The 16136-nt window shown below is 34.0% G+C and carries 19 protein-coding genes and 1 riboswitch; of the genes, 6 read left to right on the plus strand and 13 right to left on the minus strand.

The genetic code is table 11. The annotated features are described in order from the left end of the window. Positions 1-77 precede the first annotated feature (77 nt). The 9 genes from MHB70_RS13775 to MHB70_RS13815 form a co-directional block, all read right to left on the minus strand. Complete coding sequence (locus tag MHB70_RS13775; RefSeq protein WP_000368864.1) at positions 78-392, minus strand: DUF3892 domain-containing protein; 315 nt, start codon at positions 390-392, stop codon at positions 78-80. Between the two features lie 62 nt (positions 393-454). Next, positions 455-1450 carry a sensor histidine kinase gene (locus tag MHB70_RS13780; RefSeq protein ID WP_001049599.1) on the minus strand — a complete coding sequence of 332 codons (996 nt, stop codon included), beginning with the start codon at positions 1448-1450 and terminating at the stop codon, positions 455-457. Next, a complete protein-coding gene (locus MHB70_RS13785; RefSeq protein WP_000870356.1) occupies positions 1447-2118 on the minus strand; it encodes a response regulator transcription factor in 672 nt (223 codons plus the stop codon). Before MHB70_RS13785 ends, MHB70_RS13780 begins: the two co-directional genes overlap by 4 nt. A 34-nt stretch (positions 2119-2152) precedes the next feature. Next, positions 2153-3139: an alpha/beta fold hydrolase gene (locus MHB70_RS13790; RefSeq protein ID WP_000722104.1), complete on the minus strand. Its 987-nt coding sequence runs from the start codon at positions 3137-3139 to the stop codon at positions 2153-2155. A gap of 105 nt (positions 3140-3244) precedes the next feature. Continuing rightward, positions 3245-4069, minus strand: a complete 825-nt coding sequence (locus MHB70_RS13795) for a DUF2785 domain-containing protein (RefSeq protein ID WP_016514019.1) — start codon at positions 4067-4069, stop codon at positions 3245-3247. Between the two features lie 117 nt (positions 4070-4186). Next, complete coding sequence (locus MHB70_RS13800) at positions 4187-4858, minus strand: hypothetical protein (protein ID WP_016514020.1); 672 nt, start codon at positions 4856-4858, stop codon at positions 4187-4189. Positions 4859-5008: 150 nt separating this feature from the next. Beyond that, the gene (locus MHB70_RS13805) at positions 5009-5752 is read right to left on the minus strand and encodes a metallophosphoesterase family protein (protein WP_016514021.1); all 744 of its coding nucleotides are present in this window, start codon (positions 5750-5752) and stop codon (positions 5009-5011) included. Between the two features lie 13 nt (positions 5753-5765). Then, a complete protein-coding gene (locus MHB70_RS13810; protein WP_002038986.1) occupies positions 5766-6704 on the minus strand; it encodes an aminoglycoside phosphotransferase family protein in 939 nt (312 codons plus the stop codon). A 10-nt stretch (positions 6705-6714) separates the two neighbouring features. Then, complete coding sequence (locus tag MHB70_RS13815) at positions 6715-7515, minus strand: VOC family protein (protein WP_000943366.1); 801 nt, start codon at positions 7513-7515, stop codon at positions 6715-6717. 99 nt (positions 7516-7614) lie between these two features. Here MHB70_RS13815 and MHB70_RS13820 point away from each other — a divergent pair, with 99 nt between their 5' ends. Beyond that, on the plus strand, positions 7615-8625 hold the full coding sequence (locus MHB70_RS13820; protein WP_016108694.1) for a sulfite exporter TauE/SafE family protein: 1011 nt from the start codon (positions 7615-7617) through the stop codon (positions 8623-8625). A 40-nt stretch (positions 8626-8665) separates the two neighbouring features. Here the strand turns inward: MHB70_RS13820 and MHB70_RS13825 are convergent, their stop codons facing one another. Then, positions 8666-9115 carry a GNAT family N-acetyltransferase gene (locus tag MHB70_RS13825; RefSeq protein ID WP_000764586.1) on the minus strand — a complete coding sequence of 150 codons (450 nt, stop codon included), beginning with the start codon at positions 9113-9115 and terminating at the stop codon, positions 8666-8668. A gap of 386 nt (positions 9116-9501) precedes the next feature. After that, a riboswitch (Lysine riboswitch) is annotated at positions 9502-9694 on the plus strand. A 112-nt stretch (positions 9695-9806) separates the two neighbouring features. Here MHB70_RS13825 and MHB70_RS13830 point away from each other — a divergent pair. The 3 genes from MHB70_RS13830 to MHB70_RS13840 all read left to right on the plus strand — a co-directional run bounded on the left by MHB70_RS13830 (position 9807) and on the right by MHB70_RS13840 (position 12495). Then, a complete protein-coding gene (locus MHB70_RS13830; RefSeq protein ID WP_001083390.1) occupies positions 9807-11273 on the plus strand; it encodes an amino acid permease in 1467 nt (488 codons plus the stop codon). Between the two features lie 112 nt (positions 11274-11385). After that, on the plus strand, positions 11386-11691 hold the full coding sequence (locus tag MHB70_RS13835; RefSeq protein WP_001026169.1) for an iron-sulfur cluster biosynthesis family protein: 306 nt from the start codon (positions 11386-11388) through the stop codon (positions 11689-11691). A gap of 33 nt (positions 11692-11724) precedes the next feature. After that, the gene (locus MHB70_RS13840) at positions 11725-12495 is read left to right on the plus strand and encodes a DNA alkylation repair protein (RefSeq protein ID WP_061530636.1); all 771 of its coding nucleotides are present in this window, start codon (positions 11725-11727) and stop codon (positions 12493-12495) included. Positions 12496-12575: 80 nt separating this feature from the next. On the opposite strand, the gene MHB70_RS13845 is transcribed toward MHB70_RS13840, so the two are convergent. Further along, a complete protein-coding gene (locus tag MHB70_RS13845; protein ID WP_000432847.1) occupies positions 12576-13067 on the minus strand; it encodes a DUF2716 domain-containing protein in 492 nt (163 codons plus the stop codon). 197 nt (positions 13068-13264) lie between these two features. Between MHB70_RS13845 and MHB70_RS13850 the strand changes: the two genes are divergently transcribed. Continuing rightward, positions 13265-14026 carry a class I SAM-dependent methyltransferase gene (locus tag MHB70_RS13850; RefSeq protein WP_000817559.1) on the plus strand — a complete coding sequence of 254 codons (762 nt, stop codon included), beginning with the start codon at positions 13265-13267 and terminating at the stop codon, positions 14024-14026. 176 nt (positions 14027-14202) lie between these two features. Here the strand turns inward: MHB70_RS13850 and MHB70_RS13855 are convergent, their stop codons facing one another. After that, positions 14203-14745 (minus strand): NUDIX hydrolase, encoded by a 543-nt coding sequence (locus MHB70_RS13855; protein WP_141543680.1) that lies wholly within the window; start codon positions 14743-14745, stop codon positions 14203-14205. A 167-nt stretch (positions 14746-14912) separates the two neighbouring features. On the opposite strand from MHB70_RS13855, the gene MHB70_RS13860 reads away from it, so the two are divergent. Continuing rightward, complete coding sequence (locus tag MHB70_RS13860) at positions 14913-15536, plus strand: cephalosporin hydroxylase family protein (RefSeq protein WP_073990597.1); 624 nt, start codon at positions 14913-14915, stop codon at positions 15534-15536. 34 nt (positions 15537-15570) lie between these two features. Here the strand turns inward: MHB70_RS13860 and lepB are convergent, their stop codons facing one another. Beyond that, positions 15571-16092, minus strand: a complete 522-nt coding sequence (gene lepB / locus MHB70_RS13865) for a signal peptidase I (protein ID WP_000656827.1) — start codon at positions 16090-16092, stop codon at positions 15571-15573. Positions 16093-16136: the final 44 nt, after the last annotated feature.

Here is a 16136-nt window from a genome sequence, read left to right on the forward strand (position 1 = left end):
TTCTATTTGTAGGGAAAGCTTTGTAACAAAAAGAAGAGAATATCAAAATGAACATTCTCTTCTTGGAGTTTACCCGTTTAAAATGATGGTAAATTATCTAAGTTATTTTCCTTTATACCATCAGGTTCACTACGTATAATATCTCTGCCATACTTATGAAATACGTCCACATGAGCTAACTTCCCTGATTTTGCTTCACTAAGAGCAGTCATATAATCTAACTCTCTCCCGCTACTTGTTTTAAACGCTATTAAATCACCATCATCATTTTTACGAACGGCAACAATTTGTTCTGCTCCTGAATTGACTTCATTGTCTACTTCAAATTGAGCTTGCTCTTCTCCTTGATGTAAGTAATCATTATAAACTTTTTCAAAGTCTTTATTGTCCATAACATTCACCTCCAACACATTTTTTAGTATGGTTGGGAGGTGTTGGTTTTATGTAATTTGCTCTAAACTTTTGTATTTTCAAATGAAAACATAGTACCCTCACTATTTGATTGTAAAGTGTATTTTATATCGAACATCTTTGATATATCTTCAATATTTTTCAAACCAAGTCCTGTACCTTTACTATTTATATCAAACCCAATCCCATTATCTCTAAAGGAAACAATATCTTCATCTATAATAATTTTGAGTTTTTTAGCTTTTGAATGTTTAAGGACATTTTGAAAAATATTATCAAATAACCTTTGAATCCATAACTCATTACTATTCCATATCAACTCTTTATCTTGTGGATTATATACTAATTCAATTTTATGAATGCTATACAAATAGCTCCATTTTTTAATCATATTTTCTATTAAATTATGTATATTCACTTCATCATTCACAATATAAGTATTCTCTAAGGTCTCTGTAGATTGAATATTAAATTCGTTAGTTAAATCACTTATATATTGTATCTGCTCATACAGTGATTCAAGTACTGGCGCTTGTGCTTTGTATTCGCCTTCTAAATAATATAATTGTAATCTAACTGCAGTTAAGGGTGTATTAATATCATGCCGTAATTTATTTAATAGCTCTTTTTTTATTTGTTCCTGTTGTTGTAGTTCTAATTCTCGATAAGTTGTTCTTTCTATAAGCAGGTTTACTGACCTAATCAGTTCTCCCATCTCATCATCACTTTTGACATCTATTATATTAGGGATTTTTTTATCACTAGCTAAATCTCGAATCGTTTGATTTAATACATTAATTTTATTTAATAATGAGTTTATCGATTTTGAAAATACAAAAGCTAATACTAATAGTAATAATAAAAATATGATTAACATAGTAGGATATGCAAAGGATTCGTGAAAAGGAATGTTCTGATTTTTAGTTTTAAAGGCAACATTATAAATAACTGATACAAAAATACTAATCGACAACAATAACAGAGGTACGCTAACAATAGCGGAGAATAGTAGTAACTGATATTTTTTCTTTAAGTTCATTTCTTCATATAGGTATTTAGTCTATACCCTTCTCCATAAATATTTTGAATAATATCACCTGTTTTATCATCAATTTTGGTTCTGATTTTCTTTATATGTACGTTCATGATATTTTGATTTCTATCTTCGAGTTGCCATAGGTAATCATAGAAGTGTTCTTTAGATAAAGTTCTATCTCTATTTTCATATAAATAGAAGAATATTTTTCGTTCAATTGCTGTAAAAGCAACTTCATTACGCAAATCATTAATAAAAACTCTTTTATATTCTGCATCTATAAATAAATGGTTAATTTGCGTGAACGTACCATATTGATTATCTAACATTTTCTGAATCCTTAACAACAACTCTCTAGGGTCAAAAGGTTTTATCATGTATTCTTCTCCAATAGTCAAACCTTTTAGTTTACTATCCATATCATTCCTTGCTGATAGAAATATAATTGGAATATTTAATCCTAGATTTTTTATTTTCTTTGTAATTTGATAACCATCTTCGCCTGGTAACATAACATCCATTACGACTAAATCTATTTCATGAATTATATCAAGAACTTTCCTTCCCTCTTTCTCCCAACACACATTATACTTCTCACGCTGTAAAATTTTTTGTAATAAATCTCCTATAATCAAATCGTCTTCAACAATTAATATGTTATATACTTTCATTATGTAAGCCTTTCATCGCTAAAGTTACAATTGTTTAGTTCTTCACTACTTTATTCTTAACAAAATCCATAGCAATTTTGTATATTTCATCAGGAGCATATAAATAAATACTATGTGTACCTTCAATTATTTTTACATCAGCTATTAATAACTTGCTAGCAAACTCCTTATAATCTTCGTTTTTTTGCTTTGTATACTTCGAATCTTTATATTGCCTAGCAATCGCATCTATAAATAACATAGGTGTTTCTTTTGGGATCGATAAAGAATTTGATTTTTTACCGTTATTGTAGCTTTGTAAAAGTTCTTGCTTCATATCATCATTAAAAGCCCTCTTATACGTAAGCGCTTTATAAATATCTTTTTCCTGTTCGTTTAAAAAGGATTGACGAATGACTTCGGGATTATAAGTAATAGAGGGAGCTAATCTCTGAAAACCAATTTTCGTTAAAATATTCATCCCTTTTATTTTTAATGAATCAACCATACCTATTTTATGAGTTACGTACTGTTTAGGTAAACCAATATCTAACGCAATAATCCCTTTTACTTCACTTGGATATTTTTGTGCCCAATAAATAGCCTCTATACCCGATAGAGAGTGTGGTATTAAAATGTAAGGTGGTTTATTTCCACTTCGAATAAGCGCTTCTCTCGTTTGTTCTAATATCGTATCAATATCTCTATCATCTTGAAAAACATCACTGTATCCATAACCAGCTCTCTCAATTACAGAAATCTTGTTTTCTTTTGAAAATTCACTATATAAGCCTTTCAATTCATACACAGGAGCGGCAATTCCAGATCCGGCCATAAATACAAACGTCTCCTCCCCGCTCCCCTCATTATAAACATTCACTTTTTTATTATTGAAATTAATAAGTTTACCTTTATTGTTCATTAATTTCGATTCCATTTTTAATTGATAGTTATGATATATGAATACAGCGCCAGTTCCAAGAAAAATCATACTAATACAAACAAAAAATATTATCTTTCCTATCTTCAATATTTTTTTCATTTGACACCCCTTTCAGCCTATACTGAAAGGGTACAATGTAAAAATAAATTTCTAATAAATTTTTCAATATTAATATCTACTTATTTTTTCTAAGTATGGACCTTTTTAATACCTACGTGCTTCCTTCAAAGTCTCCAATATATCATCTGTAAAGGCATTGCTTCCCTCCTTCTCTAAAGCTATGAAATATAAACTTCTTAGGAAAGTTCTAATATTTTGTACTAAAATAGCATGCTGTGGATGTCGGATGTCTTCAACAGTTGCTATACTATGTAGCCAATTGCTCCACTCTTCTTCAGTTAATAGATTTTGGCTACGTAAAGACATAATTGGCTTTACTAATCTCTCATCCTCAAAGTGTACATATACGTAATCATTCAATCGTACCTTCTGACGAACGGCAGCTAGTATTGCATATGAAAACTCACGATTTCGTATTGTACGTGCTAAAGCATCTAGCGCATCAGCCGCATGCGCTGTAGAATGTGCCCAGCCTTTTCCTTCTATGTAGCCTCTTACATCTTCTTCTAAATATACATATTCCAGTACTTGTTCTGCCACACTGTACAGTTGTTCTTCAGATAACAGCGGTTCTCTTTCATGAACAGATAAAATAAGTGGTGGAATTAAAACGGAGAACGCGCGTTTAAACACAGAGTCTGTTCCTTTTTCTCCAATTTTATAAAATAAATAATCAGGACTAATTGCTTGTAGCATTAATCCTCGTAACTCTTTTTGTCTAAATACATCATTTGTAATCCATGTGTGAAGCGTACTATAAATCAAATCATCGCGTAATTCAGCATCTGGTGATCCGATATAATCTAGCATCCACTGTGCATATGGATATGCGTCCACATCCTCTGGTACAGCATAATTATTATGTTTAATTTGTAGTAGTTCTTCTTTTAGTTCTAGTACTTCATTCATTATATTTCTTGTCCCCTTTTTGCGTTTTTTATTGTCTTATCCCCTTTTATTTGCTTCATAAAATTAATTTAATTATAACAATAAACAAAAGGCTATACATATATTTCTGATTATGTATTACGCTCTTTCATGAAATATAACTTCTGGATTTCCTAAATCACTATTCTGAAATATAACATCCGTACACTCTTTCGGATTATGCTCATCTATATACATCTTACAGGCCGCATGATATCTGTTTAAAAACATCTTCTCTGCTTCTTCATAACCTCCAAAAGCTTCAGTTTCCCGCTTAGCACCACGTTTTCTCGCAATCTCAAAATCTGTATCTACGAAAATTTTATAGTCAAATAAATGCGCAACGTCTTTTTTCAATAGAAACGTTCCATCTACTATTAATATCATATTTTGTGTGGCCAATAGCGGCTCATTATGTACAGGCATATCCGTTATTAAGTTATGAGAAATCGTTTCATATTGTAAATTCCCGTTAGGTCCTAAAGGATTTAATAACCTTTCTTTGAAAGCTGTATAATCGTGTGCATCTTCATAATACCCTCTTGCTGATTCTTTGCCTTGCGTATAACGAATCACTCTTGGATTATGAAAATCATCAATGCTGGCGCGTGTTACTGGTAAACCTCGTTTTTTTATTTCTTCCGCTAGTTCGTTTGCAAATGTTGTTTTTCCTGATGCTGTAATACCACTTACTCCAACTCTTGTTGGATAGGTTAAGTTTAGCTTTACAATATGATCTGCAATTTCTTTGATTCGTTGTTTTCGGTTCATGATATCTCCCTTTATAATTAGTTTACATAATATAATTATAAGTAATAATCCGTGTCACTATTTGTCGGTAAATCGATATCCTTTGTCGAATCGTTGATATATTTTAAGTTATGATAGATATATTTGAAAAATCGTTGATATATTATTAGCTTACTTCCCCTTAAACCCTCGATATAAAGCAGTCCGTAATTCTTGTTTGTATTCTTCAATTTCTGGCATATCGAGTTCTTCTGCTAGCCTGATAGCTAATTCAATATCATACGGTACTCGTACGAATTGGATGGAAAAGCTCGCTGCTTCTTTGTCATTGTAAGTTCCTTCGAATATTAAATAAGAAGCTTGTGTAATTTCAAGAGGATTTCCTACACTACCAGCGTTACATAACGTTTTCCCTCTGAAATTTTGAACGAACGCTTGGTGAACGTCACCATAGCAAACGACATCTGGTTTTCTTTCCCCTTCTATATTTTCCGTCAGATCACTATTTTCGAACATACTAATACGTTCTTCTCTTGAAGCGTGTGGTTGAATTCTTTCATATAAACTTCTCGGTGAAGCGTGAAACATACGAATGAGTTTTCCGCTCATAAAAAATTCGATCGAAAATGGTAAGCTTCTTAAATAGTCATTTTGTTCTTCTGATAATTGTTTTTGATGCCATTTTAATGCTTCAAATTCAGTCGGTTTTGTAATGAAATCATCCCAATTCCCCATTACAACGCCTTCGCATTCTTTACGAATGATTTCAATTACTTCGCTTGAATGAGGGCCTTTTCCTACTAAATCTCCAAGACAAATAATGCGCTCGATTCCTCTTAATTTAATATCTTTCAGCACAGATTCTAATGCCGGAATATTACCATGAATATCTGAAATTACCGCTATTTTATCCAAATGAATCCCTCCGTTATTTATTTTTCATTATATCCATATGATAGGATTGATACCATCTTGGAACATAGGACGAAAAATGATTATGTTCTTCTAAAATTCCATTTAGTCTTTCCTTCATATCATCTACTAGGTGCGGTGTGCTTCGGTTTGTCCAAACGATATCAGCCGGGAATGTCATTGCTGCATATAAGGAGTACAGCTGCCAAAAGTGAAGTGACGGTTCGCCTCCGCAATAACCGTGAACTTGTCCAACCGCAAATGGTTTGCTTATTCTTGTAGTAAAAATCGCTACATTATAAAAATCGTGTATTGGATCGCCAAAATCATATCCACCAAAATCGATAACGATAAACTCCTTGTTATGAATCATACTATTTGCTGGATGGAAATCATCGTGTAAAAATGTGATTGGACGATTTTTTAATAAGTCTTTATGGTTTTCTACAAAGGTTAATACTGGCTTCAAATCCAGAAAATTCACCTCGTAGTCTGCTAGTGCCTCTATGTATCTTTCGTATTTATTCCATCTAAATGTTTCCCATTTATTACTTGCACTTTCTCTTTCAATTGAGTGAATTCTCCTTAATACTTCTCCTGCTTTTCTTCCTACATCATACTGTTCTTCCACCGATAACTTCCGTAAGCTCTCTTCACCATTTACTCCGTCAATCCATTCAAATACTTGAACACATTTATTTAATTCTTCAAGTTTTATAAAATGAATTAACTTGGGCGTTGGAATATGTAATAACTCTATTTGTTTCATATACGTATATTCTTCTAGTTTTCGTTCATAATTAGCAGAATCACACACTTTTACAAAATACGTTTCACGATTCTCTAGTTCAATTTTATATTTTTCCTCATGCGAAAAACCTTTTGTAATGGCTATACATTTTACAATACAGGGCCACTCTAGTTTTCTTTCTATCTCTCTTACTATTTCTTCCAAAACATCCCCTCTATTCATATATGTACAAACTACCTAACACTTCATACTCTCGTTTATTCTCCCCTTTAAACTCCACTGCAAAAGGATATTCACCATTCCTAATCAAGTGTTCTTTCACTAGCCCTTCCCCAATCGGTTCACAAAACTGTACATGAATGTCACCAAACGCTACACTTTGGCACTCAGCATTCCATTTTTCATTTTTTGTGACTGAACTTGCAGTTAGCCCCATTACTTCTTTCCACTTTCGCACTGTGTCTCGAACATTTTTCACTGCATAATGGATCACTTCAATGTGTTGCACTTTGTTTTTATGTTCCGTGATCGTCCCTATGTTGCGTAAGTCGTTTCTTCTTTCTTCATCGGTTTCATTCCACTGTATAAAAAAAGGTAATCTCGGCCCGCTTTCTTCTTGCTTTACAAATAACATTTTCCATTCTAAAAGCCGACCATCTTTTCTCATACGTTTCCCTTCAAATGGTCCTATTGTTTGTAAACCGTATTTACTAAATTTATCTGCTAATTCTTCAATGGCATCTGTTCGAATTGCAATTTGTAGCATTCCTTCTCCATTTTGTAATTTCACCACCGTTTCTTGTACTAATGGATTTTCTGCTTCTTTCGCTTTTTCTTCATGCTGCACAGCTAAAAATTCTATGTATGATAAATCAAAATAACATAAACTATTCCAAGTTCCCCAAGTAGTATGCTCTCCGCCTAATACAGTATGAAATCCACTCGCTTGCATTTGTTTTGCTGCTTCCTTCGGTGTACAAGGCACTGCGTGAACGAGATGATCAAATCGTAACATAGTCCTTCTCCCCTTTCTCTCCATCCTTTTATTGTATATTTTATTTTTCTTTCATTCAATTCAAAAAACTTCAAAACCTAGTTGATTTATATGATTAATATGTATTATAATGAAACAAATTTAATTATTGCTGATTGGAAAAACCAAAGGCACTTTTCTCATACGGGAAAAGTGCTTTTTTCATTTATTATTACAGGGGGATTATTTATGCAGAAATTAATTGTCTTTGCTATTATTGGATTTTTCGCTCAATTGATTGATGGGGCACTTGGAATGGCGTATGGGGTAACATCTACCTCACTATTATTAATGTTTGGTATTGCACCAGCTGTAGCATCCGCATCTGTTCACTTAGCTGAAGTCGTTACAACCGCAGCTTCTGGTGCATCGCACATCAAATTTGGAAACGTTGATAAATATACAGTTTCCAGATTAACATTACCCGGAGCAATTGGGGCATTTGTTGGGGCATGTTTTTTAAGTAATTTACCTGGCGATGTGATTAAACCGTACATTTCAATATTTTTATTCACTTTAGGCGTTTATATTTTATTACGATTCATTATTCAAAAACAAATTGTTACTTCCAAAAAGCGTATGTCTGCCAAACAACTTGTGCCACTCGGCTTATTCGCTGGATTCGTCGATTCAACTGGTGGCGGTGGCTGGGGTCCAATTACGACACCTGTACTGCTAGCAAGAGGAAATGAAGCTAGAAAAGTTATTGGATCTGTAGATACGAGTGAGTTTCCTGTTTCGCTCGCTGCAACAATTGGTTTCTTCATCTCACTTGGCTGGGAACAAGTAAGCTGGGTTTGGGTATTCGCCTTAATGCTTGGCGGTATTGTCGCAGCTCCAATTGCCGCATGGTTAGTACGTATCGTTCCACCTCATTTACTTGGGGTATTAGTTGGTGGCCTTATTATCTTTACGAATATTCGTACACTACTTACAACATTTAAAGTGGATCCAACTATTATTTCACTTTCTTACGTGGCAGTTGGTCTTGTCGTTATTATTTCTATTTTCATTGCTGTCCGTAATCATTCCAATCGTTCTAACCCATCAACAGGCGGCTATCCGAAAGATCAAAAACAAATGCTACCATAATGATAAAAAATGCCACTCGAACTATATCGAGCGGTATTTTTTATTTTTCTATTTTCCAATTAATCATCGTATCTGTTGTATCTACTCTCTTCATATGTAATTTCTCTAATACACGAATCGAACTAGCATTTTCAAGGAGTGTCTCCGCAATAATTGTATCTACCTTTCCTGTCTGGAAAGCCCACTTTATTAATTCATCTACAGATTCTGTAGCATACCCTTTATTCCAATATTTCTCAATAAAACCGTAACCAATTTCTACTGTACGTTTCTCGTTCGGTTTCCCTTTAAATCCTATATCCCCTAGTACGATGTCATCTTCTTTTCGAATGACATACCACGCACCCCAAGGTAATAAAGCTGCGTCTTGTTTTACACTTTCTACATGCCCTGCAATATGCGGGCCGCTATTGTATCCTTGATTCTTCGCAATCTGAACCCATTCTTCCGTACACGGGATAATATGTAATCTTTCTGTTTCTAATTTCATAACGATGTCCCCTTTTTAATTAAACAGTACTTCAATTTTACTACAAAAAAGAAAGAATATTCAATCTTTTAATTTGCACATATGTTTTTTCTTTAGAACAAAATAAAAGAAGTGATACCCTTCAATCGTTATGTCGAATTATATTTTCTGAATTTTCTTTTAATTTTAAAGGGTTTTTCATTATTTTTTGCGAAACATTTGTATAACAATTTTTTCTTTGTTTATTGCTACATAATAGTAGGTTCGGGTGGAGTTATGCAAGCGTTTCCTATACAATAACCGATATTTTTTGACTTTTCCTAACAAAATTCCTTGCAATATATTCAGAAACTCATTACAATTGCCATATATTAAATATCTTAGCAATATATAAATCCTCATCAATCCGATGAGGTAGAGGTTGCGACTTTTAAAAGTAAAACGGACGAGACACAGAGAATGTCACTGACTCCGTTTGAAAGGAAAAGTTGCCGAAGTTTGTATTTCTTCTCTGGAAGTATGAGCTGGGGCTGTCTCCGAAAGGAACAGAACTGTCACGTTTACAAAATTACCGTGTAAACGTGGGGTGCTATCTTAACGGAAGGGTATGATGGGGTGGTTATTTGTGAAACGTTCCGCCTAATTCCTTTGGCGGTTTTTTGTATTTTTCTCCCCCGCTCCTTCCTAACCTACAAGAAAAGGAGTGTTGAACATGAATAGCGCAACAAATCAATCTACCTCTAAAACGCAAACTACACAAGGACAAGGTGAATTAAAACGCGGATTAAAATCTCGTCACCTTACGATGATTTCTCTCGGTGGTACAATCGGTACCGGACTATTTCTTGCCAGCGGTGGTGTAATCCATTCAGCTGGTCCTGGCGGTGCACTAATCGCATACGCCGCAATTGGAATTATGGTGTATTTCTTAATGACAAGCTTAGCTGAACTTGCAGCTTACATGCCTGTTACTGGATCTTTTAGCACGTATGCAACAAAATTTGTTGATCCATCACTTGGCTTTGCACTTGGATGGAACTATTGGTATAACTGGGCGATTACAATTGCGGCAGAACTAGCGGCCGTAACATTAATTATGAAATTTTGGTTCCCTGATACCCCTTCCCTCATTTGGAGTGGATTATGCTTAGCTATTATTTTTCTCTTAAACTATTTATCTGTTAAAGGTTTTGGTGAATCTGAATATTGGTTCGCACTTATTAAAGTAGTTACTATTATTATCTTCTTAGTTGTCGGCTTCATGATGATTTTTGGAATTATGGGCGGCGAATCTGTCGGCTTTAAAAACTTCACTGTTGCAGATGCTCCATTTAACGGCGGTATCATGGCAATTATCGGTGTATTTATGGCTGCTGGTTTCTCCTTCCAAGGAACTGAATTATTAGGTGTAGCTGCTGGTGAAACGTCTGATCCAGAACGCAATATCCCAAAAGCAATTCGTTCGATCTTTTGGCGCATTCTTTTATTCTATATCCTTGCAATTCTCGTTATCGGTTTATTAATTCCTTATACAACTGAAAGTCTTGCAGCAAGTGATGTTACAGTAAGTCCATTTACACTTGTATTTGAAAAAGCGGGCGTTGCCTTTGCTGCTTCTGTTATGAACGCTGTTATTTTAACGGCAGTTTTATCTGCTGGTAACTCTGGCATGTACGCATCAACTCGTATGCTTTGGGATTTAGCTCGTCAAGGAAAAGCACCGAAGTTTTTAGGCAAATTAGATAGCCGTGGTGTACCTGTTAACGCTCTAATCGCAACATCAGTAGTTGGTAGCGTCGCTTTCATCGCTTCTTTATTCGGTGACGGTGTTGTATATATTTGGTTATTAAACGCTTCTGGTATGTCTGGCTTTATCGCATGGGTTGGTATTGCAATTAGTCATTACCGCTTCCGTAAAGCATATATCGCACAAGGAAAAGATTTAAAAGACTTACCATATAGAGCAAAATGGTTCCCATTCGGTCCAATCTTCGCATTTACACTTTGCGTCATCGTAATTTTAGGACAAAACTACGGCGCATTTATGGGTGAATCAATCGATTGGAACGGCGTACTCGTTTCTTACATCGGTTTACCGCTCTTCTTAGTACTATGGTTAGGATATAAATTTACAAAGAAAACAAAAGTGATTCCACTTGATAAATGTGAACTAAAATAAAGTAGAGCGAGCAAACAATTTTGTTTGCTCGTTTTTTTTACAATTCTCTTTACTTCCCTATTTCTTTTGTTTTTGCAATAATAAAAGAAATAAAAATAAAGGTTGGGATACAATGAACATTCGTATTACTGATGAAGCAAAGGCAGCTATACATAGATTAGAACGTGCAGATAAAAAGATCATTCGCATTAGAGGAACAATGACAAACTCTTGTAGCATTTTCGTTGATGTTGATTTAGTTTGGGATACATACAATGCAGATGATATTGTATATGAGGATGAAATGCTTATTGTACAAATGGAATCATTCACGAAAGATTACACTGGTGATACAGTGAAACTTGATTATAAGACGACTGGTTTTAGTATTACGACTCCTAGTGAGACGTTAGTTTATGGATTGTCGATTAAAAAATAAAAATTATTTTCAACTGACCAATGAGGTGGAAAAATGGGTAAATACGTTCCATTAAAATTTTTATTTAATGATGAATTAGCAGAAAAAATGGCTGATTCTATTTGTAAACACGATTCTACTTTCTCTAAAAAAAACTTTATAGCCTCCGTAACATGTAAAGCTGAAGGTTTAGAGTTAAAGCAACGGATTGAAGTAATAGCAGATGAATTACACAATGCTTTACAAAAAGATTTTAATGAAGCAATACATATATTACTGAAAACATTGGGACCAGAAAATACAACAGAAGTAGGTACATTTACAAACGGCTATATGTACATGCCTATCGCAAAATACGTTGAAAAATATGGGCTTAACGATTTTGACTCCTCATTCCATGCAATGTATGAAATAACAAAAAGGAATACTGCTGAATATGCCATTCGGCCTTTTCTTGAAACGTACCATGAAGACACACTAAATATTTTACAACAGTGGATTCATGACGAAAACAGCCACATTAGGAGACTAATTTCTGAAGGTACAAGACCAAGACTTCCTTGGGCAAAAAAAACAGGAGCTCTAAAAGGTAACTTTAAGAACAATTTACAGCTTCTTGAACCATTAATGAATGACCCTTCTAAGTATGTTCAAAAATCTGTAGCCAATCATATTAACGATATTACGAAGGAAGATAAAGAACTCGTTTTTCAATGGTTGCAGCAATTACGTGATAAACAGCATCCTGTTAACCCTTGGATTATAAAACATGGGTTAAGAACGGTGATAAAAAATGGTACTTTACCAAAAGATTTTTATTTTTAAGTATTTTTAAATGAAAACGGCCAAAACAAAAACGCTTATGCTTCAAGAATGAAGTATAAGCGTTTTTTCTCTTTAAAACATTATCCCTGCCTTAAAATATTTTGAAACATTTCCGGTTTATTTTGTTTAAAACTCTCTATTATTTCTTTTCCAAATATCGTTATACTCTTCTCCCAAGGATGGCCTAAATACCCCCACTTAAAGTCTTTCTGAATAAAGAAATAGTAATCACCATTCGGAAATATTGGTATACGCCACTCATAAAATTCATTTCTTTCAAACTCTAAGTGTGGATTTACCCAATAACACTCATGTTGCCAATCTAGTGCCATCATATATTCATTCAATGCTGTATTCTCTTTGAAAACTTTTAATGCTTTTTCTTCAAGTTCATCATATACATTTAAATCTACCGATTCTCCAAAATAATGAGAGATGTCATATGTGATAAACGGTCCTGGTACTTTAAACGATGGAAATATTGAAACACTTGGTGAAAATTCATAGTCACTATATACTTTATCCCAAATTCGATCGTACTCTTTATCTGTAAACTCAATCCAATTTTCCATTAAATATCTACCTTCTCTTTATATTTCAAAGGAATTCCACTCAAAAATCCCGAATATATAAATAATCATTCTCGCAAGGAGCGAATTTATATGCATCTATTCGAACACGAAACGTAAATCCGTTTCACTTTTATAAGAGGTCCTCCTTTTTACTTTTCTCATCATATCATTCATTTACAAAATAGGAGGGTACAATTATGAAACGTGATCCATTATTTTTAACTTTATTAGACAGTGCAAATACAAATTTTAGCGGCTGGGATTTTTCTTTCATTTCAGAAACGGGTCGAATGAAAAGTGAGCCTTTATCGTGGTCGTACGGTAGCACTGCTTTCCAGCTTATACAACACGCAAAATCAATGCTAGATATGGGCACTGGCGGTGGAGAGCTTTTATCTATGTTACAACCGTTCCCGCCAACTATTTATGCTACTGAGGGCTACGCTCCAAACGTGCCAATTTCCCGAAAGAAATTAGAGCCTTTAGGGGTTATTGTTGTAGAAGTAAAGGATGATGCTGCCCTACCGCTTCAAGATGCTCAATTTGATTTAATTGTGAACCAACATGAATCCTATGCTGCTTCTGAGGTAAACCGAATCCTTTCTCCTAATGGAATATTTCTTACACAACAAGCTGGTGGTCTTGATTGCGCAGAACTTAATAAGCAGTTTGGCACACCACTAAATAGCGAATTTGCAAGTTGGTCACTCGAAACTGCCTGTAATGAGCTAAAGGAAAATGGATTTACTATTTTAGATGCAAAGGAAGAATTCCCTCTTCAACGCTTTTATGATATTGGCGCTATCGTCTATTATTTAAAAGCGATTCCGTGGCAAACTCCTGATTTTACTGTCGAAAGGTATTATGAGGAATTATATCGCATACATGAGATTATGTTGCAAAAAGGCTATTTTGATGTGAAGCAACATCGCTTTATCATTAAAGCGATTCGCAACTAATCATGGAGCATACGAAAACAAAAAGAGATGGATATGCCATCTCTTTTTTGTTTTAATTTAAGTAACGAAAGTTTGTGTTACAACTTTGGCTAATAAAGTATATTTTTTCAGCATGTAATCACCTAACATATATATTTTTTCAACTAAAGTATAAGTGTAGTTTTTCATCCTATCTTCTATTGAGAAACGAGTTGTTTTTCATATCGTTTGTTCGCATCATCTTCTGTCAAAAATGCAGTTGTGTAATTAATAATATTCCGGTTATCGTACGTGAATATATGCTCTAACATATTTTCTTCTGTTAATATTAGCGGTAAGTATTTTGGTAAATTACTAACTACACCTCTATTATTCTCATCTAATATCCATCCAATTTCCTTCCACTCTAATATACCTTCATCAGTACTTAACGGTGTATCCATTTGTACTCCCTCTGGCAAATCAGCAAGGAATACATACATTCCTTCACTAGCCAGAGGCTCGTCTTTATCTTTAAAACCAACATTCCCCTTATACGTTACACTTTGGAGATCTATGCCCGTTTCCTCAAGCGTTTCTCTAATTATTCCTTCATATGGCGTTTCATTATCTTCAATTTTTCCCCCAACACCATTCCACATTCCCATATTCGGCTTTTTATTTCTATTTAGTAAGAGTATTTTATTTCGTTTTCTAATGAAGCAAATTGTGTATGTATACATACTATCATTTCCTTTCAATTACACCTTCTTTTGTAAGCAATTGATTTTCCACATGAGTTATTTTGCTTATTTTCAAGTGAAAACACTCGCCTTACAATTCCTTATCACATAATATATAGTACAACTTTCATACGTAAATACTTTACGTCAAACGAAAGAATCCTTTTTAGAAAGGAGCATTTAAAATCGATACTACAAGCAGTGAATTTTTAAAACAGTATTACGACAGCCACGTTTGGTTAAAAGATACCTACTGGTTCGGTGTTCCCATCTGCAAACTTCCCTCTGATCTCTTTTTGTATCAAGAAATCATTTATGAATTAAAGCCCGATTTAATTATTGAATGCGGGACTTTTCATGGTGGTAGTGCACTGTATTTAGCTTCTATGTTAGATTTAATCGGAAAAGGTCACGTACTTACTATCGATATAACTCCGCAGCCAAATCGGCCATCACATAATCGGATTACGTATTTAACAGCATCTTCTGTTTCTGTGCAGGCCGTCCAAACAATAGTAAGTATGCGCAAACCTGATGATGTGATTTTAGTTATTTTAGATTCTGATCATAGTAAAGAACATGTATCAAAAGAACTCTTACTTTATAAATCTATTGTAACCACTGGTAGTTACATTATTGTAGAGGATACATGTATTAACGGAAATCCTCTCCTTCCAGATTGGGGCCCTGGCCCGATGGAAGCCGTGGAAGAGTTTTTAGCTAAAAATAACAATTTCATAATCGATGAATCTAAACATAAATTTTTCATATCTTTTAATCCAAAAGGTTTTTTAAAGAAAATAAAGTGAAACTTTAATAAGTGGGGCTTTATGAATTCCCCACTTATTCTATAATTTTCATTTTTGAAAAAGGATAATACACAAATTCTACTTTTCCTATCACGTTATCTTCTTCAATATATCCTAAGCCATTGCGACTATCCCTACTAAGTTCACGGTTATCTCCCATGACAAATAGCTTATTTGGTGGAATCTTTGTCTTTTGGAAATTGTAAAATACTTGTGTATTGTTGAATAAATCTTTATTTGTATACGGCTCTACTTGTTTTTTATCATTTACATATACAGTTCCATTCGTTATGTTAATTACGTCACCAGGTAGCCCTATTACCCTTTTCACATAATATTTCGATTCGTTCTCTTCTTTAATAATGACAATTTCCCCGTGCTGTATGTTAGAAAAATGTACTGCTGCTTTATTTACAAATACGTAGTCTTCTTCATTTAAAGTCGGCTGCATGGATTTCCCTTCTACCTTACATAACGTAAAAGAATGATAGGCTATTACCATAACAAGTATAAATAGTATGTACTTCCCCCAACCTCTCTTAATCTCCTCTTTCATATCCATTCCCACCTTATAAAATAACTCAAAAAATATATCACTGC

The sequence above is a fragment of the Bacillus sp. FSL M7-1020 genome, assembly GCF_038050415.1.
In the GTDB taxonomy this organism is placed as follows: Bacteria; Bacillota; Bacilli; order Bacillales; family Bacillaceae_G; genus Bacillus_A; species Bacillus_A toyonensis.